General features: G+C 71.3%; 27 protein-coding genes. 20 read left to right on the forward strand and 7 right to left on the reverse strand.

The window, feature by feature from the left end; all coding sequences use genetic code 11:
* Positions 1-418: 418 nt before the first annotated feature.
* Positions 419-1798, forward strand: a complete 1380-nt coding sequence (locus ABZX75_RS17755; protein WP_355411384.1) for a hypothetical protein — start codon at positions 419-421, stop codon at positions 1796-1798.
* A gap of 246 nt (positions 1799-2044) precedes the next feature.
* Here ABZX75_RS17755 and ABZX75_RS17760 read toward each other — a convergent pair whose 3' ends face one another.
* The 3 genes from ABZX75_RS17760 to ABZX75_RS17770 are packed head-to-tail and all read right to left on the reverse strand — an operon-like array spanning position 2045 to position 3836.
* Positions 2045-2224, reverse strand: coding sequence for a hypothetical protein (locus tag ABZX75_RS17760; RefSeq protein WP_355411386.1), 180 nt, complete (start codon positions 2222-2224; stop codon positions 2045-2047).
* A gap of 50 nt (positions 2225-2274) precedes the next feature.
* Complete coding sequence (locus ABZX75_RS17765) at positions 2275-2844, reverse strand: GNAT family N-acetyltransferase (RefSeq protein ID WP_355411388.1); 570 nt, start codon at positions 2842-2844, stop codon at positions 2275-2277.
* Positions 2841-3836: a hypothetical protein gene (locus tag ABZX75_RS17770; protein ID WP_355411390.1), complete on the reverse strand. Its 996-nt coding sequence runs from the start codon at positions 3834-3836 to the stop codon at positions 2841-2843. Before ABZX75_RS17770 ends, ABZX75_RS17765 begins: the two co-directional genes overlap by 4 nt.
* Positions 3837-4352: 516 nt before the next feature.
* Here ABZX75_RS17770 and ABZX75_RS17775 point away from each other — a divergent pair.
* From ABZX75_RS17775 to ABZX75_RS17850, 16 genes are all read left to right on the forward strand, one after another.
* Positions 4353-4946, forward strand: a complete 594-nt coding sequence (locus ABZX75_RS17775; RefSeq protein WP_355411392.1) for a hypothetical protein — start codon at positions 4353-4355, stop codon at positions 4944-4946.
* Positions 4939-5382: an ATP-binding protein gene (locus tag ABZX75_RS17780; RefSeq protein WP_355411394.1), complete on the forward strand. Its 444-nt coding sequence runs from the start codon at positions 4939-4941 to the stop codon at positions 5380-5382. The genes ABZX75_RS17775 and ABZX75_RS17780 overlap by 8 nt, the downstream gene beginning before the upstream one ends.
* 336 nt (positions 5383-5718) lie before the next feature.
* Positions 5719-5910, forward strand: a complete 192-nt coding sequence (locus tag ABZX75_RS17785; protein WP_355411396.1) for a hypothetical protein — start codon at positions 5719-5721, stop codon at positions 5908-5910.
* A gap of 82 nt (positions 5911-5992) precedes the next feature.
* Positions 5993-7105 carry a radical SAM protein gene (locus ABZX75_RS17790; RefSeq protein ID WP_355411398.1) on the forward strand — a complete coding sequence of 371 codons (1113 nt, stop codon included), beginning with the start codon at positions 5993-5995 and terminating at the stop codon, positions 7103-7105.
* Complete coding sequence (gene tmk / locus ABZX75_RS17795) at positions 7102-7716, forward strand: dTMP kinase (RefSeq protein ID WP_355411400.1); 615 nt, start codon at positions 7102-7104, stop codon at positions 7714-7716. Before ABZX75_RS17790 ends, tmk begins: the two co-directional genes overlap by 4 nt.
* On the forward strand, positions 7713-8528 hold the full coding sequence (locus tag ABZX75_RS17800) for an endonuclease/exonuclease/phosphatase (protein ID WP_355411402.1): 816 nt from the start codon (positions 7713-7715) through the stop codon (positions 8526-8528). Before tmk ends, ABZX75_RS17800 begins: the two co-directional genes overlap by 4 nt.
* A gap of 10 nt (positions 8529-8538) precedes the next feature.
* The gene (locus ABZX75_RS17805) at positions 8539-8925 is read left to right on the forward strand and encodes a DUF6302 family protein (RefSeq protein ID WP_355411404.1); all 387 of its coding nucleotides are present in this window, start codon (positions 8539-8541) and stop codon (positions 8923-8925) included.
* A 50-nt stretch (positions 8926-8975) separates the two neighbouring features.
* Complete coding sequence (locus ABZX75_RS17810) at positions 8976-9563, forward strand: MazG-like family protein (protein WP_355411406.1); 588 nt, start codon at positions 8976-8978, stop codon at positions 9561-9563.
* Positions 9564-10079: 516 nt separating this feature from the next.
* Complete coding sequence (locus ABZX75_RS17815) at positions 10080-12047, forward strand: acyl-CoA dehydrogenase family protein (RefSeq protein WP_355411408.1); 1968 nt, start codon at positions 10080-10082, stop codon at positions 12045-12047.
* A gap of 163 nt (positions 12048-12210) precedes the next feature.
* Positions 12211-13515 (forward strand): hypothetical protein, encoded by a 1305-nt coding sequence (locus tag ABZX75_RS17820; RefSeq protein WP_355411410.1) that lies wholly within the window; start codon positions 12211-12213, stop codon positions 13513-13515.
* A gap of 20 nt (positions 13516-13535) precedes the next feature.
* Complete coding sequence (dxr, locus tag ABZX75_RS17825; protein ID WP_355411412.1) at positions 13536-14837, forward strand: 1-deoxy-D-xylulose-5-phosphate reductoisomerase; 1302 nt, start codon at positions 13536-13538, stop codon at positions 14835-14837.
* Positions 14834-16135 carry a site-2 protease family protein gene (locus ABZX75_RS17830; RefSeq protein WP_355411414.1) on the forward strand — a complete coding sequence of 434 codons (1302 nt, stop codon included), beginning with the start codon at positions 14834-14836 and terminating at the stop codon, positions 16133-16135. Before dxr ends, ABZX75_RS17830 begins: the two co-directional genes overlap by 4 nt.
* 176 nt (positions 16136-16311) lie before the next feature.
* Entirely contained in the window at positions 16312-17469 is a 1158-nt protein-coding gene (gene ispG / locus ABZX75_RS17835; RefSeq protein WP_355411416.1) for a flavodoxin-dependent (E)-4-hydroxy-3-methylbut-2-enyl-diphosphate synthase, read from the forward strand.
* Between the two features lie 174 nt (positions 17470-17643).
* Complete coding sequence (locus tag ABZX75_RS17840) at positions 17644-18489, forward strand: GNAT family N-acetyltransferase (RefSeq protein ID WP_355411418.1); 846 nt, start codon at positions 17644-17646, stop codon at positions 18487-18489.
* A 45-nt stretch (positions 18490-18534) separates the two neighbouring features.
* The gene (locus tag ABZX75_RS17845) at positions 18535-19107 is read left to right on the forward strand and encodes a GNAT family N-acetyltransferase (protein WP_355411420.1); all 573 of its coding nucleotides are present in this window, start codon (positions 18535-18537) and stop codon (positions 19105-19107) included.
* A 42-nt stretch (positions 19108-19149) separates the two neighbouring features.
* On the forward strand, positions 19150-20847 hold the full coding sequence (locus ABZX75_RS17850) for a proline--tRNA ligase (RefSeq protein WP_355411422.1): 1698 nt from the start codon (positions 19150-19152) through the stop codon (positions 20845-20847).
* Positions 20848-20968: 121 nt separating this feature from the next.
* Here ABZX75_RS17850 and ABZX75_RS17855 read toward each other — a convergent pair whose 3' ends face one another.
* Genes ABZX75_RS17855 through ABZX75_RS17870 form a run of 4 tightly spaced genes read right to left on the reverse strand, consistent with a single transcriptional unit; the run spans position 20969 to position 23881 of the window.
* The gene (locus tag ABZX75_RS17855; protein ID WP_355411424.1) at positions 20969-21856 is read right to left on the reverse strand and encodes a slipin family protein; all 888 of its coding nucleotides are present in this window, start codon (positions 21854-21856) and stop codon (positions 20969-20971) included.
* A gap of 42 nt (positions 21857-21898) precedes the next feature.
* Positions 21899-22801: an aminoglycoside phosphotransferase family protein gene (locus ABZX75_RS17860; protein ID WP_355411426.1), complete on the reverse strand. Its 903-nt coding sequence runs from the start codon at positions 22799-22801 to the stop codon at positions 21899-21901.
* A gap of 16 nt (positions 22802-22817) precedes the next feature.
* Positions 22818-23276: a ferritin-like domain-containing protein gene (locus ABZX75_RS17865; RefSeq protein ID WP_355411428.1), complete on the reverse strand. Its 459-nt coding sequence runs from the start codon at positions 23274-23276 to the stop codon at positions 22818-22820.
* Positions 23273-23881, reverse strand: coding sequence for a hypothetical protein (locus tag ABZX75_RS17870; protein WP_355411430.1), 609 nt, complete (start codon positions 23879-23881; stop codon positions 23273-23275). The genes ABZX75_RS17865 and ABZX75_RS17870 overlap by 4 nt, the downstream gene beginning before the upstream one ends.
* 114 nt (positions 23882-23995) lie before the next feature.
* Here ABZX75_RS17870 and rimP point away from each other — a divergent pair, with 114 nt between their 5' ends.
* The 3 genes from rimP to ABZX75_RS17885 all read left to right on the forward strand — a co-directional run bounded on the left by rimP (position 23996) and on the right by ABZX75_RS17885 (position 25937).
* Positions 23996-24493: a ribosome maturation factor RimP gene (gene rimP, locus ABZX75_RS17875; protein ID WP_355411432.1), complete on the forward strand. Its 498-nt coding sequence runs from the start codon at positions 23996-23998 to the stop codon at positions 24491-24493.
* A gap of 2 nt (positions 24494-24495) precedes the next feature.
* Positions 24496-25494, forward strand: a complete 999-nt coding sequence (nusA, locus tag ABZX75_RS17880; protein ID WP_355411435.1) for a transcription termination factor NusA — start codon at positions 24496-24498, stop codon at positions 25492-25494.
* A gap of 155 nt (positions 25495-25649) precedes the next feature.
* A complete protein-coding gene (locus ABZX75_RS17885; RefSeq protein ID WP_355411437.1) occupies positions 25650-25937 on the forward strand; it encodes a YlxR family protein in 288 nt (95 codons plus the stop codon).
* Positions 25938-26037: the final 100 nt, after the last annotated feature.

The following is a 26037-nucleotide window of genomic DNA, read 5'->3' on the forward strand; positions in this document are numbered from 1 at the left end:
GGACTTGGACTGCTGCATGGCTCTCTCCATTTCCTGGCTGGTTGGACGGCTCGGGCGGATGCCCGTGCCTGGTGGTGCCGCAGGCCTGGGAGCGGTGGCTCCCAGGACCGCGCTGCCCGCCCCGGGACGGGGCGGGAAGTTCGGTGTGCAGCCGCTGATGAGGGTGCGGTGATCGCCGCACGGTCGCTTCGTACGAGGCCCTCGGATTCGACTGCTGGCGTGGTCGGCGGCAGACGGCTCCTCGGGGGACGACCGAGCCGTCTGCCGCGCACAGCCGCGCCGTGGGAGAGGATCTCCAGGGCGCTGTCCTGCTTCCCCGAAGCGGCTTGACGGATAGTCAACCGAAGCCCGGCTACGGACGGTACGGTGTCGGTCACGCGAAGCGGTATACGCGGTTTAACGTCCATGAGGGGGACTCGTGGCAGAACCACAGCGATCGCCGAACGACACCCTGGGCCGGCTCATTGCCGAGGCCGGGATGACCTATGACCAGGTGGCGCGGGGTGTTCGGGCTATTGCCGCTGAGCGCGGTGAGCGCCTGATGACGAACAAGTCGGCGATCTCGCACTGGGTGCGACGCGGTGTGCAGCCGTCCGGGCATGTCGGCGGATACCTGGCCGAAGTCCTGTCACGGCGGCTCGGACGCCTTCTGCTGCCGGAGGACCTCGGGCTACCGTCGACAGGGAACAACGACCTCGGTCTGTGCCTGGGGCCCGACCCGGTCGAGACCATCGTGCGTGTGGGGAGAGCCGACATCGAACGCCGAGATTTCCTGACCTCCGCCGCTTACTCGGTCGCGGCTGCCGCCCTGCCTCTGGGAGTCGCTGACGAATACCTCTCCCGCGCTCGGGCCGTACGGGTCGGAGCCAACGCAGGGGCCGCCGACATCGAAGCTGTGCGGAGCATGACCCGCATGTTCACGTCGATCGACGAGCGCCACGGCGGCCAGCACGGGCGCACAGCGGTGGTTCAGTACCTCACGACCGATGTCGCAGCGCTGTGCCGGGCCCGATTCGCCACCGAAGAACAGCATCGCGAGATGCTGTCCGCCGCTGCGTCCCTGGCCTACCTCGCCGGCTGGAAGAGTTTCGACGCCGGCGAGATGGGTGTGGCGCAGCGCTACTACCTCCAGGCGTACGCCCTCACGCGCGAAGCCGACAACGAGGCGCATCAGGCGTTCGTGCTGCGGATCCTTGCCCATCACGGGATGGACGCCCAGCGCCCGGAGCACGTCCTCGGCCTCGCCGACCTGGCGCTGTCTCGCGCCCGCGCAGCCAAGATCGACCCGGCTACCGAATCCCGGTTCGTCATCTGCCGGGCCCGTGCCCTCGCGCTCTCGGGCCGGAAACAGGAGGCGGTCGCCGAGGCGATCCGGGCCGGCGACATCGCTCAGGCCGCCGACCCGGACGGGACCGCCGAGTGGGCAGCGATGTGGGGTTCCGCGACTGCGACCGTCGCGTCCAATACCGCCAAGGTCCTGTCGGCGGTGGGGGACTTCAAGGCCGCCGAGTCCTTCCACACCACGGCGGCGAAGCGCTACAGCGGCACCGAGCACCGGCGCATCCGGGCTCTGTCCCTCGCGGCGGCTGGCCGGATGCAGTCCGCGCAGGGGCATGTTGAGCAGGCATGCGGTACGTGGTCCACCGCCCTGGATCTGCTGGAAGGCGTCCGCTCCCAGCGGGTCCGGGACGCCGTCAAGAGGATGCGTACGGACCTGGCGCGCTTCCAGCGGCGGGGCGTACGGAGCGCCGTCGAACTCGACGAGCGCGCCCGCCAGTGGGCGGGGGCGTCCGCCTGACCTTGTGCTGCCGGACAGGAACGCCCCTCCCGCGTGGACCGCGAGCGGGGGCGCTCGCCTGTCCAGCGGCACACCCCACCGGACCGTCCGGACACCGCGCCGTGCCCGTCCGCCAGGATGCCCGGACACGGGTCCGGTGACCTCGGATCGACAGGGTGTCCGGACAGCGTCCGGGCTGGTCACAACGTGTCCGGGTCTGTCCGCACCAAGGTGTCCGGACCCGGCCGGGGCGTGTCCGGACACGGGTCAGGCGGCTGTGCCCCATCGGTCGCGGGCCGCGTTCGCCTCCGCCCACAGCAGCAGCAGGCGGGCGTACTCCTCGGCGCGGCGGCCGTCGTCGGGCCGGTCCATCAGGTCGCGGATGGCGCGGTTCACCTCGGCCGGGGCAGGGCAGCGCGAACCCCGGCTACGGAGGGAGGAGGTCATGAAGACCACCGTACGGGCGGGCGGTGACACCCGCCCGCAGTGGGAGGGAACTACTGCGCGGGGCGGTTGAGTTCGAGCACCATCGCGTCGTAGAAGGGAGCGTCCTCCCAGGGGTGGGACAAGCCGACCCGCCTGTATCCCCAGGCCGCGTACGCGGACCGCGCGGGCGCCGCCTCCGGCTCGGGGCGCACCGTCAGCGTCACCCGCTCCACGGTGAGCCCGTCCAGCAGCGCGGCGTGGAGACCGGCGGCGATGCCACGGCGCCGCCACGGCTTGCGGACGGCGAGCTCCAGGATCACCCAGGTCCGCGCGCCGTCCTCCCGCGCGAAGTCCTCGGGTAGCGGCTCCTGGACATTGGACCACCAGGTCGTGTCGGCCGGCAGCAGGTAGCCGTACGCGAAGCCGACGACCTCGTCGCCCTCGCGAGCAAGGACCAGGCGCATGCCCGGGCGCTTCACGTGGTGGAGGTAGTGCTCGATGAACTGCCGGACGTCGCTCGGGCCCTCGTTGTACGGAGGATCGGCGTAGACCTCCTCGTACACCGGGAGGAAGGCGTCGAGCTGCGCCGTCGCCTCCTCCGTTCCCTCGTACCGCTCGTACGTGACCCCGGCCTCCGTCACGCCGCCTCCTTCTGCTGGATGTACTCCGTCAGCTCCTCGGCTACGGAACGGGCATCGACAGCGTCGACGTCGCGCAGCGCGTCCGCCACCTGGTTCAGTTTCCGCATAACGCGGCCGGATTCAACCTCTTCGAGGTGGTCGAGGCTTTCCCGGGCGCGAGCGGCGCCCTCGTCGATCTCACCTGCCTTGACCAGTCCGTGCGCCAGCGTGAGCCGGTACAGCGCCAGGTTCCGCCCGTAGTTGCGATCCTGGTGCGCGAGCGCTGCACGGAGGTAGCTCGTCGCGGCGTGGTGGTGACCGAGTTCGGTGTAGAGCAGCCCCTGGGCGTACTCCAGCTCCGCGTGCCCGTGGAACGCCGCCCACTCCGGCGACGGTCGGCCCTTGCCCTGGCGGTCGACGAGCCGCATGGCCTCGGCGAGGCGGCCGGTCGCTGCCTTCTCGTCTTCCATGATGGCGAGGGCTCGCGCCTCGCGGGCCGCGATGATCGATTGGAGGATGGGGGACCCGAGGCGGGTCGCGCGCTCCTGAGCGGCCCGGGCGAGGTCGAGCCCGTCGCGGGGCCGGCCCTCGTGGCTGGCCTGCAAGCTCATCCCGGCGAAGACCAGGATCTCCAGGTTGGCGTCATGGAGCATGCTCGCCGTGGTGAGCGCTTGGCCCCAGTACATGCGGGCGTTGTCTTGGTCGTCGGCGTCGTAGTACAGCCAGGCGCAGTGCTCGGCGATCTCCCCGGCGAGCAGCTGAAGCTGACGACCGATCGTCTCAGGGTAGGTGCTGCTGTTGATGATGCGGCGGACCCGGCGGAGGTGCCGGACGGCGAGCGAGCGGACGTCGCCGCCGCCGTACGCGTCATCGAGCTGGAAGAGGCTGCGGAGCCCTTCCCGGAGTTCGAGCAGGTGGGTGGTGCCGACGGCGCCGGACTTTCCCGGTGGGCTGATCGGCCGGACGTGCGGCGGAAGGCTTATGGCTGCTGCGATGCCGACAGCGTCGGACATAAAGCCGCGTCGGTCCACGGAGGGCGTGCCCTTCTGTGCGGTGGGTGATCCACCCCCCACGGTGGCACCTGGCGGGGGTCCAGGGAAACCGAGCTCGGTCGGACATACGCCGAACATGGCGTGCAGCACTCTCCACGCGCGGGGGCGCGGCGCCGGTGGTACGCGCTGGCGCCACCGGCGGGCCTGTCGGTCCGTCAGCGTCACTGCCTCGCCCAGTACGTCCGCAGTGGCCTGGAAGGCCCGCAGAAAGTCCGCCGGCCGCTCCCACCCGTGCGCCACGCACTCCAGCTCGAAGGGCGTCAGGTCGTCCACCCGTAACCTCCGGTGATCCGGTCGTATACCGACCGTAGCTGTTTCACGGGAAGTGAAAAGTCCGATCGCGATGAAAAGTCCGGCGGAAAGTCCGCCCGAAGGTCCGGCGCGGTGGGTTGTCCGGGAGTTGGCTCGTAGGTGAGGGAGCCGACGCGCAATCCCGACTCCTGTGATGGTCATCTACAGCCGCTTGGGGGCGACACGATGGCGAGCACCACGAACACCCGTGACCGGAGCGAGCTGGAACCGCCTCCGCCCATAAGCGGTCGCGTCTCCAGCACCCGCGGTACCCGGCAGTTGGCCGTTGCCCAGTGGCTGATGTCGGCCGCGACGAGCCGCGAGGAAGCGCGGCACGAGTGGGCGACGTACGGGATGGCGCTGCTGCGTTGCGGCACGCTGTTCACCGCGGTTCGGATCCCCGCCGCCTACATGCATGCCGCGGCCGAAGCCGAAGCCCCCGACACGGTCGCCTCGTTCCTCACCGGCGCCCTCGACGGAGGTCCGGTGTTCTACGACCCGCGAGGCCGCCACTTCTACGCCCTGGTCCCCGCCAGCACCGCGCGCCTGTGGGACGTCCCCTTCGCTGAGTGCTTCGGTCGGGACTCGTTCCTCGGAGTGCCGGCCATCAACCGCGTCGGCCCGGACGGCACCCACGACGCGTACTGGGTGGTCCCCATGGACGGCCCCGGCGACCTGTGTGCGGCCGACGACGTGGCCGACCTCGTCCTCTACGGCCGCCAGGCCGCGGCGAAGGCGCAGGCGAAGGAGGCAGCGAAGGAGCCGAAGGCCCATGAATGAGGCGCCGCCCATGCCGATCGTCCCGGCCGCCACGACCGCGCCCGCGTACGCGGAGACCCTGACCCGGAAAGCGGAGGCGGCGGCCGTCGCGCGACGCCTGGTCCGCGAGGCGCTGGTCGCCTGGCAGCTTCCCGACCTCATCGACGGCGCGACGCTCGTCGTGTCCGAGCTGGTGGCGAACGCTGCCGACCACGCCCGCGGAGAGACCATCCGCGTCGCGGTCACGCGCACCCGCGAAACCCGCATCCGAATCGCGGTCGTCGACCGCGATCCCAACCGGCGCCCCCAGCTGCGCGCCGCGCGCCTCGATGCCGACGGCGGCCGAGGGCTGGTCCTCGTCACCGCCATGTCGAGGGCGTGGGGGGTCCACCAGATGGGGTGGGGGAAGCGGGTGTGGGCCGATCTGGAAGCGTCGGCCGACCAGGAGGCGACGTGAGCGTCACCGCCACCGCCGGTCATCCGTACCTGCCTGCTGACGGCCGACTGGGCCTGGTTCCCGTTGGCCGTCGACGCCTCCGCCTCCTGCCCGGAGGTCGGCGGTGAACGAAACCGGCCGACAGGTCATGTACGTGGTCGTCCTGGCCGTCCTCCTGGCCGTGCTCTCGTACGGCGTGTTCCACCAATGAAGCCCCCGCCCCGCTCGGTGAGCGCCTGTGCCCCCGCTGGCGTCCGTGCCTCCCCTCCCAGGCAGCCGGGCTATGGCGGGCCCCGGGCTCCGGCCGTCGCGTACGGCCGGAGCCACCCCCACGACACCGAAGGAGACGGGTCTCCGGTGCAGCAGCGGACGGTATGGGTGATCGGCGAGTGCTGGCGCTGCGACGCGATCGGCGTACCAGTGCTGTGGCTCGGCCCGGTCACCACCGACCTCCACGGACATGGCCCGTTCCACGCGTGTGAGCCGTGCATCCGTCGCCTGGAGGAGAAAGTCCTCGCCTACCAGCAGCGGCGCGACGTCTCGGCCTGAACCCCCGCCCCCGGTCGAGCTGACCGCGTGTCGCTCGACCGGGACGCGGGTCACCCCCTCACCCCTCAACCGGAGGTATGGCATGACCGCTCGTCGCATCGTGACGGAGGGGCAGGCAGCGTCCTGCTACTTCCGTACGTCCGTAGATCACCCGCACCGCAAGGCGCTCATCCAGATTTGTGAGCCGTGCAACGAGAGGTGCAAGCACTGCTTCGTGAGCGCCACCCCGCATGGCGAGTACATGCCGCTCGCCGACATCCGGGACAAGCTGATTCCGCAGCTCGTCGAGGCCCGCGTCAACCGCGTCACCCTCACCGGCGGGGAACCGTTCATGCACGACGACCTCATGGAGATCGTCGCCGCGTTCCACGACGCCGGCATGGGCGTCGGGGTCTGTACCAACGCCACGTTGGTCACGGACGACCAGATCGGCCAGCTCGCTGCTTACGGGGCCCACATGAACGTCTCCCTCGACGGGTTCTCAGCCGACTCGCACGGAGTATTCCGCGGCCGTCGCGAGGGCTTCGACGAGACCGTGGAAACGGTGAAGCGGTTCGCGAAGGCGGGCATCCTCCAGGGCCTCCTGTGTACGCCGAACAACCTCGCCGAGGACGAGGAATACGCCCAGCTCTGCCGGTTCGCCAAGGAGCAAGGGGCCCGGTACGTGCTCATGAACCCGCTGGGCGAGATGGGGCGCGGCGCGGCCAACTCGGCGAAGAAGCTGCGGCGACCAGACGAGCACATGCACTACATCCGGGACCTGACGCTGCCGTTCGCCGAGGACCAGGACCTCGACGTCGTGCACATCCGGTTCCCCAACCAGGACAAGCCGCTCGCCGGATGCGAGGCCGGCACCATCATCTACGTCTTCACCAGGGGCGAGTTGGCGGTCTGCCCCTACCTGGTCTTCGCGGCCCGGACAAGGGTCAGCCGGCACCCGGACACGGACTTCATCGTCGGCAACGTCTGGACGGACACCGACATCGCCGCCCGCTTGGACGCGTACAAGTTCCACGAGCGGTTCAAGGTCGGCGCCAACGCGTCGTGCGGCAGCTGCTCCCTGTCGGACGACTGCGGGAAGGGCTGCCCGGCCGCGGTCGTCGCCGCCGGGCAGCGGATCGGCGCCGTCGACACCGAGCTGTGTCCCGTCGTCCCGAAGCAGTCCCGCGTTCTGCCCCTGGTGGGTGTCTCGTGATCGGCACCTTCGTGACCATCGACGGCCCGGGCGGAGTGGGGAAGTCGTCCGTCACCAAGGCCGTGGCCGACCAGCTCTGTGCCGAGGGGATTGCCGTGCACCGGACACGGCAGCCCAGCGGCTCTGCCCTGGGTGATCTGGCACGACACGGCACCGAGGAGTACCAGGGCATGGCGCTCGCCTGCCTGATCGCCGCTGACCGCTACCAGCAGCAGGAGAGCGAGATCCGCCCGGCGGTGGCGCGCGGCGACGTCGTGGTGTGTGACCGATACGTGGCCTCGTCGCTCGTGCTTCAGGTCATGGACGGCGTCGGTCGCGACGTCGTCTGGGAGCTGAACCGGCACGCCGACATGCCTGACCTCGCGGTCATTCTCAACGCCCCAGCCGACGTCATCGAGCGGCGCCTCACCGGCCGCGGTGCGCACAGCCGGTACGAGCGCGAGGCCGGGAACACCGCGCGCGAATGCGTTCACTTCCAGGAGGCCGCTAGGTTCCTCATGGCCGGCGGCGTGCGCGTGCTGCAACTGGACGCGACGACCGCGCGGCCGGACGACATCGCCCGCCAGATCGTGGCGGCCATCAAGGAACCGTGGAGTAGGGGCGCCTGGTGAACACCCTGGACGTGCTGACGTTCAACCTGAACAACCCCGGTCGGGAGCGCGCGGAGCGACAGCTCGCCTACCTCGCCGCCCGGCCGGAACAGGTCTTCGTCCTGACCGAGACCGCCGACTCCACCGGGTGCGACCTGCTGGCGTCCCGGTTCGGGGCGGCCGGGTACGACGTGGAGTTCCCCCGGCCCGCGCGCGGCGAACGCGGAGTTATGGTCGTCAGCCGTCTCGCCACCACCGCGGGACCGGCCTCCCTGGACTACCTGCCGCACCGGGCGGTGTCCCGCACGGTCCAAACGGATGACGGCCCCCTGGACATCACGGGGCTCTACGTGCCGTCGCGGGACGCCACGGAGACCAAGACCGACCGCAAGCGGAAGTGGCTGGAGTGCTGCCGTACGGGCCTCCCTGACGGCCGGACAGGGCTGCGGGTGGTGCTCGGGGACTTCAACGTCCTCGAGCCCACGCACACGCCGAGGTACCGGTTCTTCCAGCCCTTCGAGTACTCGTTCTACGAGTGGCTCGGTGCGGCCGGGTACCGCGATGCGTTCCGGGCCCTGCACCCGGAGGCCGTCGAGCATTCGTGGGTGGGGCGTACTGGGGACGGCTACCGCTATGACCACGCCCACGTGTCGGACGGCCTGGCGCCGGCGCTCGTCGGCTGCTCGTACGTCCATGAGCCCCGCACCATGCCGGACCGGCTGACCGATCACTCCGCGCTGACGGTATCCCTGGCGCTCTCGCCAGTGGCCCTACGGCGGGTGACCGACCCGGTCGCGACCATGGACGCGGTCGCCGCGCCGGCGCTGTTCTAGGGCTGGCCCGATGGCGCGGATGCCAGCGCTGGTGGACCCGGCCGGGGCGGACGTCCGGGACGCGGACTACTACCGGCAGCGGCTGGAGGACCCGTCGCTCATGGCCGGCGCCCTCGCCGTCCGACTCGGCCGGGACGCGTGGCTCGTTGTCCCGGTGGGAGGCCGGCGCCGCGGTGGGTACTTGCCGGTGCCGGACCTACTGACAGGGGCCGCCGCGCGGCGACTGCTTACCGGCCGCCCCGGCTTCCCGGACGTCCGGCTCCGCTGGTCGCCGTACGCCGACTGCTGCCACGTCGTCGCGTGGGGCGAGCCAGCTCCGCGCGAGGACGACGACGAGACGCTGGGCCGGTTCTACGGCTACAGCGAGGACGCGATCAATCGGTTCACAGGGCGGTAGTGCGACCGCGCCGCCTGCTGACCTTGCAGTGCAACTTGGAGGAGGACGGTATGAACGGCGAGACCTGGCGCAATGTGGAACTGCTGCGGGAGTGGCTGGACGCGGAAGCGGCTGCGGCCACGACCGCGAACATGCGTCTGCTCCGCGTGATCAAGATCAGTGAGGAGCTGGGGGAGGTCGCTGAGGCGGTTCACGGGGCGCTCGGCGCCAACCCAAGGAAGGGCGCCTCCCACACGTGGGCCGACGTGGAGAAGGAGTTGGCGGACGTCATCGTGACGGCGATGGTCGCGCTGGACACCATCAGCGGAGACGCCGGGAAGGTTCTGGAGACCCAGCAAGACCAACGGGCGCCGGAGACGGACGAGGCCCCGGTCGGTGATGTGCGGCTGCTGCGGGTGCTCTCGATCAGCGAGGATATGGGCAAGGTGGCGGAGGCCCTCTACGGCGCGCTCGGGGTAACGCCGCGCGGGGAGGCGGCAGGGGTGTCCCATACATGGGAGGACGTGGAGCGACAGCTCGGGGACCTCATCGTGACGGCCATGCGCGCGCTGGACGTGATCAACGGCGACGCGCCGAGCGCTGTGGACCGGCGGCTGCATCACCTTGTCCAGCGCGTGCTGGGTGACACGAGGTCATAGGTTTATACCAAACCCTGAGTTCGGTCTCGTTCAGATCAACTACGCGCGTCCAGTGCATCGAACGAGGGAACGGGGGCATCCGGGCCTTGTGTGTCGTACACGTTTCGGTCAAGATCCGAAGCGTTGTTCGAGCTCGCGGAGGCCGGAAGGTCTTGGCGGGTGCGCCCTGTCCATGCTCCGCAAGCTGAATGGGCGCAGTGAAGGCCCGGCGGCCAGCCGCCGGGCCTTCTGCTCTGTAGACCTGTCGGGTGTACTTTTCGGGCGTGATCCCACGGGAGCACGGCTGGGCCGGGGAGCGGGGGGATGCGTGCGGATGAGTGAAAATGAGGGCGTACGCGGCCAGCGTCCGCGCAGGTCAGAGAGAAACCGCAGGTCAGAGGCGGTTTGAGGAACGCACTGTGCGGGGGCTCCGGCCGTCCCCCTTTTCCATCCCGTCCACAATGGGTACGACTCACAGGTAGCACCGGCTGGTACACCCCAGAGCACCCCGACTCCGGCGGCGAGGTGAGTCCCCGCATGTCCGCAACACAGCCCGTACAGCCCAGCGGCACACAGCCCAAGGTGACCGAGCGCGAGGCGCGCCAGGTCGCGGAAGCGGCCCGCGAACAGGACTGGCGCAAGCCCAGCTTCGCCAAGGAACTCTTCCTCGGACGCTTCCGGCTCGACCTGATCCATCCCCACCCGCTCCCCGCCGACGAGGACGTCCGGCGCGGCGAGGCCTTCCTGGCCAGGCTGCGGGAGTTCTGCGAGAGCGAGCTCGCCGACGGTCTGCCCGCCCGCATCGAGCGCGAGGCCAAGATCCCGGACGAGACGGTGCGCAGGCTGAAAGAGCTCGGCGCCCTCGGCATGAAGATCGACCCCAAGTACGGGGGCCTCGGCCTCACGCAGGTGTACTACAACAAGGCGCTCGCCCTCGTCGGCTCCCTCAGCCCGGCGATCGGGGCCCTGCTCTCCGCCCATCAGTCGATCGGCGTGCCGCAGCCGCTGAAGATGTTCGGCACGCAGGAGCAGAAGGACGCCTACCTGCCGCGTTGCGCCACCAGCGCCATCAGCGCCTTCCTGCTCACGGAGCCGGACGTGGGCTCCGACCCGGCGCGCCTGGCCACCACGGCGGTCCCGGACGGGGAGGACGCGTACGTCCTCGACGGGGTGAAGCTGTGGACCACCAACGGGGTGGTGGCGGACCTCCTCGTGGTGATGGCCCGGGTGCCCAAGAGCGAGAACCACCGAGGCGGGATCACCGCCTTCGTCGTCGAAGCCGACTCGCCCGGGATCACCGTCGAGCACCGCAACGCCTTCATGGGCCTGCGCGGCCTGGAGAACGGCGTCACCCGCTTCCACCGGGTACGGGTCCCCGCGGACCAGCGCATCGGCGCCGAGGGCGCCGGGCTCAAGATCGCGCTGACCACCCTCAACACCGGCCGGCTCTCGCTGCCCGCCATGTGCGTCGGCGCCGGGAAATGGTGCCTGAAGATCGCCCGCGAGTGGTCCGGCGTACGCGAGCAGTGGGGCCGCCCGGTCGCCCGGCACGAGGCCGTCGGAGCCAAGATCTCCTTCATCGCCGCCACCACCTTCGCGCTCGAAGCGGTCGTCGACCTCGCCTCGCAGATGGCGGACGAGGACCGCAACGACATCCGCATCGAGGCGGCCCTCGCCAAGCTCTACGGCTCCGAAATGGCCTGCCTCATGGCCGACGAACTCGTCCAGATCCGCGGCGGCCGCGGCTTCGAGACCGCCGAATCCCTCGCCGCCCGCGGCGAGCGCGCCGTGCCCGCCGAGCAGATGCTGCGCGACCTGCGCATCAACCGGATCTTCGAGGGCTCGACGGAGATCATGCACCTGCTGATCGCCCGCGAAGCCGTCGACGCCCACCTGTCGGTGGCGGGCGACCTCATCGACCCGGAGAAGGCGCTCGGCGACAAGGCGAAGGCGGGCGCCCGCGCCGCCGGGTTCTACGCCCGCTGGCTGCCCAAGCTGGCCACCGGCCCGGGCCAGGTCCCGGGCACCTACCGCGCCTTCCACCCCGGCGGGCACCCGGACCTCGCCACCCACCTGCGCTATGCCGAGCGCAGCGCCCGCAGACTGGCCCGGGCGACGTTCCTGGCCATGGCCCGCTGGCAGGGCGGCATGGAGACCAAGCAGGGCTTCCTGGGCCGGATCGTCGACATCGGAGCCGAGCTCTTCGCGATGAGCGCGGCCTGCGTCCGCGCCGAGCACCTGCGCGCCACCGGCGCCCACGGCCGCGAGGCGTACCAACTGGCCGACGCCTTCTGTCACCAGTCCCGGATCCGGGTCGAAGAACTCTTCGGCCGGCTCTGGTCCAACACCGACGACCTCGACCGCAAGGTCGTCGCCGGCGTCCTGTCCGGCACGTACGCCTGGCTGGAGGAGGGCGTCCTCGACCCCTCCGGGGACGGCCCCTGGATCGCCGACGCCTCCCCCGGCCCCTCCCGCATGGAGAACGTGCACCGGCCGCTGCGCTGACCTGCGATCATCGGCGGACGCCGGACAGACGTACGAAGATGAGTACGAGTACCGGTTTCGTACGGGTACAGCGCGATGACTACAGCGCGACGAACAGCCGACGAACAGCCGACGAACAGCCGACGAACAGAGCGACGAGCACAGCACGAGGCGGACGAGAGCGATGCCGACGGCCGAGGAAGACCGGGGCAGCCGACGACTGGCCTGGTGCGTGGCGCACCTGCTGCGCCACGCACCGGACCACGTCGTCGCCGAGCTGCTCGACCGGCTCGGTCCGCCGGCCCGCAAGTACCTGTGCCGCGACGAGTGGCTGTCCGCCTCCACCGTCACCCTGCTGCTGCGCCACGGCAGCGAGGCGGACCGGCACTTCGTCGCCCGCAATCCGCACGTCGTCGGACGACCCCTGCCCGGACTGCCCGGACCCGCGCGGTACGCGGCCCGGCCGGGGCCGTCGGCCGAGCTGCTGCGGCAGGTCGGACCGGGGCCGTTCGCCCCCGGGGAGCTGATCGCGCTGCTGCGACGGCACGGCCGCCGCCCCCGGATACCCCTGACCCTGCTGCGGATGCCGCACGCCCAGCTCGACCCGGAGCCGCTGCTGCGCGAGCACGCCCGCGCCCCGCTGCCGCCCGGCGCCGTCGAGGCCCTGCTGCTGGTCGGCGGTCTGCCCCGGCAGGTAGGCCAGGCCCTGCTCGACACCCGCGCGCAGGACACGTACGGACGCCAGTGGCACCGGCCCGCCGTTCGGGCGGTCCGCATGGGCATGCTCACCTGCGACGAGCTCGTCGCCCACGTCGCCCCCGCGCACCGGACCCTGCTGCTCGGACACCTCCCCGAAGCCGACGGCCTGCGCTGGACCCTCCCCGAACAGGCGGGGATGCAGACGGCCGTCGCCCGGGCGCTGCGGCCCCTGGGGGACGACCCCCGGTTCTGGGACGAACTGCTGCGCGGCGCCCCCGCCTTCCCGGGCACCCTGCCGGAGCTGGTGGCCCGGGTCGCCGACGACTCCCTGCCCGAGCCGGCCGGCGGACCACCGGTCGCCGGGCTCGCCGAGGCCCTTCCCCACCTCGCGCCGACGGCCGACGAGCCGTTCGGGGGAGTGGAACGGGAGCTGGCCCTGACGAGCCTCGCGGTCCCCATGGACACCGTCCAGGAGGACGTACGGTGGGTGCGGGACTGCCTGGCGCGCGGGCTCCTCACCGGCGCGGACGTGATCCGGCACAAGGTCCCCGCCTGCTGGGCCCTGGACGAGGACCACTGGCTGGGGGACGTCTACCACCCGGACCGCCACGACCGGCCGCAAGCCGTGCTCGCCGCGCGGGCCGAGGCCGACCGGCTGTTCGCCGCCGCCCTCCACGACGATCCGGACGCGTGGTGGTGCGCCGCCCTCGCACTGCCCGACTTCGCCGGAACGCTTCCGCAGCTCCTCGCCGCGGTCGTACAGGGGGACTCCGTGTCCGGCGGCCCCTGAGTTGCGGCAACAATGGGGGCATGAGCGACCGCCCAGCCCCCCTCGCCGATCCGCACGTCCTCTTCGACCCCGCGGCCGGCCCCCGGGACATCGTCATCCTCGGGTCCACCGGGTCCATCGGCACCCAGGCCATCGACCTCGCCCTGCGCCACCCGGACCGGTTCCGGGTGACCGCGCTGTCCGCCGCCGGCGGGCGCGTCGGACTGCTGGCCGAACAGGCCCGGCTGCTGCGGGTCCAGACGGTGGCCGTCGCCCGCGAGGACGTCGTACCGGCCCTGAAAGAGGCGCTGAGCGCCCAGTACGGCCCCTCCGAGCCGCTGCCCGAGATCCTGGCGGGGCCGGAGGCGGCGACCGAGCTCGCCGCCTCCCCCTGCCACACGGTCCTCAACGGCATCACCGGTTCCATCGGCCTGGCGCCCACCCTCGCCGCGCTGCGGGCGGGCCGCACCCTGGCCCTGGCCAACAAGGAGTCGCTGATCGTCGGCGGCCCGCTGGTCAAGGCGCTCGCGAAGCCCGGCCAGATCATCCCGGTGGACTCCGAGCACGCGGCGCTCTTCCAGGCACTCGCCGCCGGAACCCGGGCCGACGTGCGCAAGCTGGTGGTCACCGCCTCCGGCGGACCCTTCCGCGGCCGTACCCGCGCGGAGCTGGCGGGTGTCACCGTCAAGGACGCCCTCGCCCACCCCACCTGGGCCATGGGCCCCGTGATCACCATCAACTCGGCGACGCTGGTCAACAAGGGGCTGGAGGTCATCGAGGCGCACCTGCTCTACGACATCCCCTTCGAGCGCATCGAGGTCGTGGTCCACCCGCAGTCCTACGTGCACTCGATGGTGGAGTTCACGGACGGTTCCACGCTGGCCCAGGCCACCCCGCCCGACATGCGCGGCCCCATCGCGATCGGCCTCGGCTGGCCCCAGCGGATCCCCGACGCCGCGCCCGCCTTCGACTGGACGAAGGCGTCCACCTGGGAGTTCTTCCCGCTGGACACGGAGGCCTTCCCGTCGGTTGGCCTGGCCCGGCACGTGGGCGCCCTCGGAGGCACCGCGCCGGCCGTGTTCAATGCGGCGAACGAGGAGTGCGTCGAGGCGTTTCTCGCCGGTCGGCTGCCGTTCACGGCAATCATGGATACGGTCTCTGCCGTGGTCGATGAGCGCTTCGGTTCCGCGGGAGTCCAGGGCACCGAAGGCGGAGCGCGGCGCAGCGGGATGCCCGCGGCGGGAACTTCACTCACCGTCCAGGACGTCCTTGAAGCGGAGACCTGGGCCCGGGCCCGGGCGCGGGAGATGGCGGCGAAGGCCGCCGTGGAGGCGGGCGCATGACAGCACTCATGACGGTGATCGGAATACTGGTCTTCGTCTTCGGCCTGCTCGTCTCCATCGCCTGGCACGAGCTCGGACACCTGTCCACGGCCAAGATGTTCGGCATCCGCGTGCCGCAGTACATGGTCGGCTTCGGCCCGACCCTCTGGTCGCGGAAGAAGGGCGAGACCGAGTACGGGATCAAGGGCATCCCGATGGGCGGCTACATCCGCATGATCGGGATGTTCCCGCCGGGTGAGGACGGCAAGGTCACCGCCCGTTCGACCTCGCCCTTCCGCTCGATGATCGAGGACGCGCGGTCGGCGGCGTACGAGGAGCTCCAGCCCGGCGACGAGTCGCGGCTCTTCTACACGCGCAAGCCGTGGAAGCGCGTGATCGTGATGTTCGCCGGCCCCTTCATGAACCTGGTGCTGGCGCTCGCGATCTTCTTCGGCGTGTGGATGACCTTCGGGATCAACCAGACGACCACCCAGGTCGCCTCCGTCTCGCCCTGCGTCATCAAGCAGAGCGAGAACCGCGAGGTCTGCAAGGACGGCGACCCGGTGGCCCCGGCTCACGCGGCGGGCCTGCGGCCCGAGGACCGGATCGTCGCCTTCAACGGCCGCGGGGTCAGCGACTGGACCACCCTCCAGCAGCAGATCCGCACCACCATCGGACCGGCCACGCTCACCGTCGTGCGGGACGGACAGCAGCTCTCCCTCCCGGTCACCCTGATCGAGAACAGGGTCGGCAAGACGGACGGCCGCGGCGGGTACGTCAAGGGCGAGTACGTGACGGCCGGCTGGCTCGGCTTCACCCCGAGGAGCGAGATCGCCGCGCTCTCCTTCGGCCAGTCCGTCGATCACATGGGCGATGTCGTCCACGACAGCGTCCAGGGCCTGATCAAGCTCCCGGCCAAGGTCCCGGCGCTGTGGAACGCGGCCTTCGACGGCGCCGAGCGGGAGGCAGACTCCCCGATGGGCATCGTCGGCGCGGCCCGGATCAGCGGGGAGATCGCCACCCTGGACATCCCGGCCGAGCAGCGGCTGGTGTTCTTCCTCCAGCTCGTCGGCTTCTTCAACCTCTCGCTGTTCCTGTTCAACATGCTCCCGCTGCTGCCGCTGGACGGCGGGCACATCGCGGGCGCCCTGTGGGAGTCGGTCCGGCGCAATGTGGCGCGGGTCTTCCGGCGCCCCGATCCCGGCCCGTTCGACGTGGCGAGGCTGATGCCCGCCGCGTACGTGGTGGCCGGAATCTTCGTCTGCTTCACGCTGCTCGTGCTCGTGGCGGACGTGGTGAACCCCATCAAGATCACTTAGCGGCCGTCGGGCGCTACCTCATGCCGACGGGAGCCGGGCACGGATCGTGCCCGGCCCCCTACGTTCGGGTGGCACACCCCTCCGGATGCGTGGGGCGCGCGCGGGTTGGCGTAATCTCGAAGCCTGGAGCCCGCCGATCTCGGGACCTTGATCCACACCTTGGGGTTGCACAGCAGATGACTGCCATCTCTCTCGGAATGCCGGCCGTGCCGACGAAGCTTGCCGACCGCAGGGTCAGCCGCAAGATTCAGGTCGGTTCCGTGGCCGTCGGCGGCGACGCACCCATCTCGGTGCAGTCGATGACCACGACCCGCACCTCCGACATCGGCGCCACGCTCCAGCAGATCGCCGAGCTGACCGCCTCCGGCTGCAACATCGTCCGCGTGGCCTGCCCCACCCAGGACGACGCCGACGCACTCGCCGTCATCGCGAAGAAGTCGCAGATCCCGGTCATCGCCGACATCCACTTCCAGCCCAAGTACGTGTTCGCCGCGATCGACGCGGGCTGCGCCGCCGTCCGCGTGAACCCGGGCAACATCAAGCAGTTCGACGACAAGGTCAAGGAGATCGCGCGGGCCGCCAAGGACGCGGGCACCCCGATCCGGATCGGCGTCAACGCGGGCTCGCTCGACGCCCGGCTGCTCAAGAAGTACGGCAAGGCCACCCCCGAGGCGCTGGTCGAGTCCGCGCTGTGGGAGGCCTCCCTCTTCGAGGAGCACGGCTTCAGCGACATCAAGATCTCGGTCAAGCACAACGACCCGGTCGTCATGGTCAACGCCTACCGCCAGCTGGCCGCCGCCTGCGACTACCCGCTGCACCTCGGCGTCACCGAGGCCGGCCCCGCCTTCCAGGGCACCATCAAGTCCGCCGTCGCCTTCGGCGCGCTGCTGTCCGAGGGCATCGGCGACACCATCCGCGTCTCCCTCTCGGCCCCGCCGGTCGAGGAGGTCAAGGTCGGCATCCAGATCCTGGAGTCGCTGAACCTCAAGCCGCGCCGCCTGGAGATCGTCTCCTGCCCGTCCTGCGGTCGCGCCCAGGTGGACGTCTACAAGCTGGCCGAAGAGGTCACGGCGGGCCTGGAGGGCATGGAGGTCCCGCTGCGCGTCGCGGTCATGGGCTGCGTCGTCAACGGCCCCGGCGAGGCCCGCGAGGCCGACCTCGGCGTCGCCTCCGGCAACGGCAAGGGCCAGATCTTCGTGAAGGGCGAGGTCATCAAAACCGTCCCCGAGTCGAAGATCGTGGAGACCCTCATCGAAGAGGCGATGAAGATCGCCGCGCAGATGGAGGCGGACGGCGTGATGTCCGGCGAGCCCACCGTGGCCATCGGCGTCTGACGCCCGCGGGCACGAGTCCGGGCTCCGTCCCTGGCGGCCCCGAGAACGTCCCCCGGCCCCGTTCCCGCAGCTCGCGGGCGGGGTCGGGGCTTTTCCGTGACCTGCGGGACGCGGCATCCTCCAGCGACGCCGGGTACAGTGCGGAGATCAGCAGACTTGCATGGTGAGGCCCCAGTGTTGACGCAGACCACCACCCGGGTCCTTGAGCCCAGTGATCTCGACGCCGCGCTCGAAATCCTCGGACGTGAGCCGGTCTCGAACGCCTTCGTCGCCTCCCGCGTGCAGATCGCCGGACTCGACCCCTGGCGCCTGGGCGGCGAGATGTGGGGCTGGTACGCCGACGGCGAGCTCCGCTCCCTCTGCTACGCCGGCGCCAACCTGGTCCCCGTCTGCGCCGAACCCGACGCCGTACGCGCCTTCGCCGACCGGGCGCGCCGCACCGGCCGCCGCTGCTCCTCCATCGTCGGCCCCGCCGAGGCCACCCGGCTGCTGTGGCGGCTCCTGGAGCCCAGCTGGGGACCGGCCCGCGACATCCGCTCCCGCCAACCGCTCATGATCATGGAACAGCCCTCCACGACGGTCGGGCCCGACCCGCTGGTCCGCCGGATCCGCAAGGACGAGATCGACCTGATCATGCCCGCCTGCGTGGCCATGTTCACCGAGGAGGTCGGCATCTCGCCGATGGCCGGCGACGGCGGGCTGCTCTACCAGGCCCGGGTCGCCGAACTCGTCTCCTCCGGCCGCTCCTTCGCCCGCGTCGAGGACGGCAGGGTCGTCTTCAAGGCGGAGATCGGCGCCGCCACCTCCCGGGCCTGCCAGATCCAAGGCGTGTGGGTGGACCCCGAGTTCCGCGGCCGCGGCCACTCGGAGCGCGGAATGGCCGCCGTCGTCGCGTACGCGCTGCGGGACGTCGCCCCCGTGGTCAGCCTCTACGTCAACGACTTCAACACCGCCGCGCGTGCCTCGTACCGCCGGGTCGGCTTCCGCGAGGTCGGCGCGTTCATGAGCGTGCTGTTCTGACCGTCGGCATATCGGCGCGCCCCCGTCGCGACGTAAAGTCGCCGCATGCTGCCTACCCCCGGGGCCGACGACCCCGCCCGGCCCGCCGGCCTCCGCATCGGCCCCCTCGACCTCGCCGCCCGCGTGGACGAGGCCCTGCGCGTGCAGGCCGTCGCCTTCGGGCTCAGCCAGGAAGAGGTCGGCATCCGGCGCTACATCGTCCAGCGCCACATGGCCTGCCGCGGCGCCCGCGCGTTCGGGGCGTTCACCGAGGACGACGCGCTCACCGGATTCGTGTACGGGATGCCGAACGACCGGACGCACTGGTGGTCCACGATCGTCGAGCCCTACCTGCGCGCCGGCGGCCACGAGAGCTGGCTCGACGACTCCTTCGTCATCACCGAGCTGCACGTCCACCCCGGCTTCCAGGGCCACGGCGTCGGCCGCGCACTGATCACCCGCATCACCGACAGCGCCGCCGAGCCGCGCTCGATCCTCTCCGCCATCGACACCGACAGCCCGGCCCGCGGGCTCTACCGGGCCCTCGGCTACACCGACCTCGCCCGCCAGGTCCACTTCCCGAGCGCGAGCCCCCCGTACGCCGTCATGGGCGCCACCCTGCCCCTGCGCCGGCTCTGAATCCGATACCGGCCCCCGGCCGGCCGCCGGTAATCTCCCGGTATGTCAACGCAACACGTGCAGCGCATGTCCCGCCTCATGGCCAAGACCCTCCGCGAGGACCCGGCCGACGCGGAAACCCTCAGCCACCGGCTCCTCGTCCGCGCCGGATACGTCCGGCGCAGCTCGGCCGGAGTCTGGATCTGGCTGCCCCTCGGCAAGCGGGTCCTGGACAACGTGTCGCGCATCGTCCGCGAGGAGATGGACGCGATCGGAGCCCAGGAAGTGCTGCTCCCGGCGCTGCTGCCGAAGGAGCCGTACGAGGTCAGCGGGCGGTGGTCGCAATACGGCGACCTGCTGTTCCGGCTCAAGGACCGCAAGGGCGCGGACTATCTGCTCGGCCCGACGCACGAGGAGATCTTCACCCAGGTCGTGAAGGACCAGTGCACGTCGTACAAGGACCTGCCGGTCATGCTCTACCAGATCCAGACCAAGTACCGCGACGAGGCGAGGCCCCGGTCCGGAGTGCTGCGCGGACGCGAGTTCCAGATGAAGGACTCGTACTCCTTCGACGTCTCGGACGAGGGCCTGGCCCACTCGTACGCCCTCCACCGCGCCGCCTACCAGCGCATCTTCGAACGGCTCGGCCTCGACCACCGGATCGTGTCGGCGGTGTCGGGGGCGATGGGCGGCTCGGCGTCGGAGGAGTTCCTCGCGCCGGCCCAGGCGGGGGAGGACACCTTCGTGGACTGCCCGTCGTGCGACTACGCGGCGAACACCGAGGCCGTGACCTTCGCCTTGACCCCCGTGGCCGGGGAGCACCCGCCGCTGGAGGAGGTGGACACCCCGGACACCCCGACGATCGAGACGCTGGCGGCCCAACTGGGGGTCCCCGCCTCGGCGACCCTGAAGAACCTCCTGGTGAAGGTGGACGGCGAGATCACGGCCGTGGGCGTGCCGGGCGACCGGGAGGTCGACCTCGGCAAGCTGGGGGAGCACCTGGCACCGGCGGTCGTCGAGCTGGTGACGGCGCAGGACTTCGAGGGCCGGCCGGATCTCGTACGGGGCTACGTGGGCCCGCAGGGCCTGGAGAAGGTCCGCTACCTGGCCGACCCGCGGGTGGCCCCCGGCACGTCATGGGTCACCGGGGCCAACCGGGCGGACACCCATGCGCGGAACGTGGTCTGCGGGCGGGACTTCGAGGTGGACCAGTACCTGGACGTGGTGATCGTGGAGCCGGGCGACCCCTGCCCGTCCTGCGGGGCCGGTCTGCGGCTCGACCGCGCGATCGAGATCGGGCACATCTTCCAGCTGGGCCGCAAATACGCCGATGCCTTCGGGCTGGACGTGCTGGGCCGCGAGGGCAAGCCGGTCCGGGTCACGATGGGCTCGTACGGGATCGGCGTCTCCCGCGCGGTGGCGGCGCTGGCCGAGCAGAGCGCGGACGAACGCGGCCTGTGCTGGCCGTCGGCGGTGGCCCCCGCCGACGTCCACGTGGTGGCGGCGGGCAAGGCGGTGCCGCTCGCGCTGGCGGAGACGGCAGCCGCCGCCCTGGCCGAGGCGGGCTCGCGGGTCCTGCTGGACGACCGCCCCGGGCTCTCCCCAGGCGTCAAGCTCACGGACGCGGAGCTGATCGGCGTGCCGTGGATCCTGGTGGCGGGGCGCCGGTCCGCCGACGGGGTCGTCGAACTCCAGCACCGTGCGTCGGGCACCCGCGAGGAACTCCCGCTGCCCGAGGCACTGTCCCGGCTGACCGCCTGACCGCCTGACCGCCTGACCGCCTGACCGCCTGACCCAGCCGGTGCCCGCGCCTGTCCCGCGCCGTCTCCGGGGGCTCCGCCCCACACCCCGCGCCTCAAACGCCGGCGGGGCTGAAGGGGGCCTATCCGCGCGGTTCGTCCGGCTCCGCCGGGGACGGCGGCGGCGACCCGTCAAGGGACAGCCCGGCCGGGCCGGTGACGGCCTGGGGGCCGGGCCCTTCACTCGGAGCCGGAGCCGGAGCCGCAGGCGAGGGGGCCGCACGCTCCAGGAAGCGGAGGAGCTCCACCGGGAACGGCAGGACCAGCGTGGAGTTCTTCTCCGCAGCGACCGCCACGACCGTCTGCAGCAGGCGCAGCTGAAGCGCCGCCGGCTGCTCCGACATGACCTCCGCCGCCTCGGCCAGCTTGTGCGAGGCCTGCAGCTCCGCGTCCGCGTTGATCACACGGGCCCGGCGCTCACGGTCCGCCTCCGCCTGCCGGGCCATCGACCGCTTCATCGTCTCCGGCAGCGAGACGTCTTTGATCTCCACGCGGTCGACCCCTACGCCCCACCCCACCGCCGGGCTGTCGATCATCAGCTCCAGCCCCTGGTTGAGCTTCTCCCGGTTGGACAGCAGATCGTCGAGGTCCGACTTTCCGATGATCGACCTCAGCGAGGTCTGCGCCATCTGCGAGACCGCGAAGCGGTAGTCCTCCACCGCCACGATCGCGCTCGCCGGGTCGACGACCTTGAAGTACACGACCGCGTCCACCCGCACCGTGACGTTGTCCCGCGTGATGCCCTCCTGCGCGGGCACTGGCAGCGTCACGATCTGCAGGTTCACCTTCCGCAGCTTCTCCACGCCCGGCACGATCATCGTGAAGCCGGGCCGACGGATCTCATCGCGCAGTCGGCCGAAGCGGAAGACCAGGCCCCGCTCGTACTGTTTCACCACCCGGGCGGCGGCCCCGACGTACACCGCGATACCCGTGGCCGCGGCGATTCCCGCTGTCAGCAGTTCTTCGACCATGGCGGCCCCCTGCCAGACGTGCCTTCCTACCTACGGTATGCCCTACAGCCAGGCCGCGAACTCCAGCAAAAGCTCCGCATCCCTGCGCCGCCCGGCGGCCAGCGCCCGGTTCCCGGACTCCACCGCCCGGAAGAGCGTCCAGCCCCGCAGCCGGTCCCGGTCCACCTCCAGGGCGTCCGCGAGCTTGTTCACCCGGCGCCGGGCGCCCGCCGCCCCCGCGGAGGAGGCGACCTGGTCCTCCAGCCGGTCCCGGACCAGCCGCGCCAGGTCGTACGCCCGCTCGCCGACCAGCGGGTCCGGGCCCACCGTCAGCCACGGGGCCCGCTCGCCCGCCAGCACCTTGCCCTGCCGGAAGTTCCCGTGCAGCAGGAGTTCCTCCGGCGGGGCCGTCACCAGCTCCTTGCGCATCGCCAGAGCCGTGTCGGCCAGGGCCCGGACCTCCGCCGGGGCCTCCCGCAGGGCCGCCGACTGCCCCTCGGTGCGCTCGGCCACGGTCTCCCACCCGTGCCCGGCCGGCGGGGCCACCCAGAGCCTGCGCAGCGTGCCGCTGGCCTCCAGCAGCGCCTTCGCCTCCGGCAGCGAGCGCAGCGACACCTCCGGGTGGAGCCGCTCCAGCAGCAGCGCCCCGTCCTCCTCGTGGTGGCGGGTGTCCAGGACCCGTACGGCCCCGAAACCGCCCCAGTGCGCCAGCGCGGCCAGCTCCCGGCCGGGCCGGGCGTGCGGAGGCGCCAGCTTCAGCGCGGCCGGGGTCCCGTCGGCGTACCGGACGAGGACCACCAGGCTGCTGCGGCCGCCGGGGGCCTGCACCCGCTGCGCCTGTACACCGCGCCGGGACAGCGCGGCCTCGGTGAGCCCCGGCAACTGCCGCAGCCAGTCCGCGTCCCGCGCCGTTTCCGGCAGCTCGCCGAGCGCCCGTACAAGCCGCTGCGGCGGTTCGAAAGCCATGCGTGCGTGGTCCCTTTCAGCCGGTCTGGGCTCCTTCTACGCGTTCCGTGAGCCCAGGGAAGGCTACGCCGACACCACGCCAGCGTGCCGCGCGCACGGCCGCGGCGCTCAGCGCGTCGGCCGCCTCGCGGCGCAGCGGGCCCTCCGCCGCACGCACCAGATCGGAGTAAGCGCCCGCCACCCGGTCCTCGATGTCGGCGGCCAGCCGCTCGGCGTCGGCGGGGCCGCGCACCTCGAAGGGCAGGGCGTACGCCGCCTCCGCGGCCCGGGGCGAACCGCCCAGCTCCCGTACGGTCCGGGCGAGCGCGTCCCGCCGCGCGAGGTGGCTGCCGTAGGCCTCCCTGGCCTGCGCCGCGCGGGCGGCGTCGGCCCGGGCGCCGATCACCCCGTAGCCGTAGGCGGCCGCGTGTTCGGCGGCGAGTGCCGCCTGCGCGGCCTCCAGGGCCCGGCCGGCGGAGGAGGGTTCGGGCTTCACGGCTTGTCTCCCGGGGTCGAGGTCAGCAGGTAGGCGTGTACGGCGCCGCACGCGGCCACCGAGGCCAGCATCCGGGCCAGCTCCCCGGGGGCCGCGGCCAGGTCGATGGTCCGGGCTTCCGACAGGCTCCGCTCGGCGTCCGCGAGGGCGGTCAGGGCGTCGGCCTGCTTCGGGGGCACCGGCGCCTGGCTCGCCGTGGCGGCACCGGCGGGGGCGGCGCCGGACGGGGAGGCCGGTCCCGGGGGCGACGGCGCGGGGGCGGTGCCCGCGCCGGCGTCCCGGAAGGCCAGGGCCGAGGTGTGCGCCGCGACGGCGGTGCGCAGCGGGGCGAGCCGCTCCGCGAGGGCCGGATGGGCCGCGGCGGTGCTGTCGTAACGTTCCAGCAGTCGCTCACTGTCACGAACGGCCGCCTCGCGCATCCGCCGTTCGAGTGGCACTCCGAAGTCTTCGTCGGGCGAGGCCCCGCCGGAGCACCCGGCGATCAGCGCGGTACCGGCCGCACCGGCGGCACCGACGAGCAGGCTCCTTCGCGAGGGCCTCGAAGGCATGGTCCAAGAAGGCACGGCGACGTCCTCGGGGATGGTGGCGGGGCAGAGTGTGATCACGGTACCCGGGGCCCCGGCCGGCGGGCGGACGGCAACACCCCCCGCGACCGGATACCCTTTGACCTGACACACGACGGAAACCACAACAGCACACGCGGCCGAGGAGTCACCCGGATGAGCACCACCCAGAGCGACAGGCTGCGCGGACTGCTGGAGCCGCTCGTCGCCGCCAAGGGCCTGGACCTCGAGGAGATCGAGATTTCCCGGGCGGGCAAGCGCCGGATGCTGCGCATCATCGTGGACTCTGACGAAGGCGTGGAGCTGGACGCGTGTGCCGAGCTGAGCCGCGAGGTCTCCGACAAGCTCGACGAGACCGATGCGATGGGTGAGGACGAGTACGTCCTCGAAGTGAGCTCGCCGGGCGCCGACCGCCCGTTGACCGAGCACCGTCACTACGTCCGGGCGATCGGCCGCCTCGTGAAGTTCCAGCTGGCCGAGAGCGGGGAACTGATCGCCCGCATCCTCGACGTCGACGACGAGGGCCTGGAGCTCGAGATCCCGGGTGTGAAGGGCCGCAAGGCGACCACCCGCCGTATTGCTTTGACCGACATCGCCAAGGCGCGTGTCGAGATCGAGTTCAACCGCAAGGACAAGAAGGAAGAGGAGGCGTAGCCGTGGACATCGACATGAGTGCCCTGCGGGGTCTGGTCCGGGAGAAGGAGATCTCCTTCGACCTGCTCGTCGAGGCGATCGAGTCGGCCCTCCTCATCGCGTACCACCGGACCGAGGGCAGTTTCCGGCGCGCACGCGTCGAGCTGGACCGCACCAACGGTCACGTGGTCGTGTGGGCGACGGAAGACCCGAAGGATCTCGAAGAGGGCCAAGAGCCCAAGGAGTTCGACGACACCCCGTCGGACTTCGGCCGCATCGCCGCGACGACCGCCAAGCAGGTGATCCTGCAGCGTCTGCGCGACGCCGAGGACGACCTCACCTTCGGCGAGTTCGCCGGCCGTGAGGGCGATGTCATCACCGGCGTCGTCCAGCAGGGCAAGGACCCGAAGAACGTCCTGGTCGACATCGGCAAGATGGAGGCCATGCTGCCGGTGCAGGAGCAGGTCCCGGGTGAGGAGTACACGCACGGCCTCCGCCTGAAGGCGTACGTCGTACGGGTGGCGAAGGGTGTCCGCGGTCCGTCCGTGACCCTGTCGCGGACCCACCCCAACCTCGTGAAGAAGCTCTTCTCGCTGGAGGTCCCGGAGATCGCCGACGGCAGCGTCGAGATCTCGGCGATCGCACGTGAGGCCGGTCACCGCACCAAGATCGCCGTACGGTCCACCCGCTCGGGCCTGAACCCGAAGGGCGCCTGCATCGGCCCGATGGGCAGCCGTGTGCGCAATGTGATGGCCGAGCTGCACGGCGAGAAGATCGACATCGTCGACTGGTCGGACGACCCGGCGGAGATGGTCGCGAACGCGCTGTCACCCGCCCGGGTGAGCAAGGTCGAGGTCGTCGACTGGGACTCGCGCTCCGCCCGGGTGACCGTGCCCGACTACCAGCTGTCGCTGGCCATCGGCAAGGAGGGCCAGAACGCCCGCCTCGCCGCGCGGCTCACCGGCTGGCGCATCGACATCCGTCCCGACACCGAGCAGCCCTCGGACGGCGACGGGGAATAAACCGGTACCGGCCGGGGCTATCCGGACGGTAGACAGGACCACGAGCGAGCGCTGTCGAGGTTTCGGTAGCGGGGCGCGGGGCTGTCGATCACAACAACATCCGTTCGATTTTTCGCCTGAAGGGGTGAGGTCGGTACGGGGAGGTAGACTGAGGCGTGTCTGGCCGGACGCAAGCCCGCGCATGCCCCGAACGCACCTGTGTGGGGTGTCGGGAGCGAGCGGCCAAGAACGAACTGCTGCGCATCGTGGCGATCGGGGACGAATGCGTCCCCGATCCACGCGGTACGCTGCCCGGCCGGGGTGCCTACGTGCACCCCGCCGTGGTCTGCCTCGACCAGGCGGTCCGCCGCCGGGCGTTCCCCCGGGCCCTTCGGTCCGCCGGAGCGCTCGACACAGCGGAACTGCGCAAAGCCGTGGCCGGTGAGGCCGAGGCAACACCGTAAGAACGTAGTACGGCACGGATACCCCGTGCGGTCAGGTACCTCGCGAGTTGGAAGTAGGTCGAGATTGCGATGAGCACTCGATGAGTACGCGATGAGTACG

The sequence above is a fragment of the Streptomyces sp. NPDC003038 genome (assembly GCF_040611115.1).
In the GTDB taxonomy this organism is placed as follows: domain Bacteria; phylum Actinomycetota; class Actinomycetes; order Streptomycetales; family Streptomycetaceae; genus Streptomyces.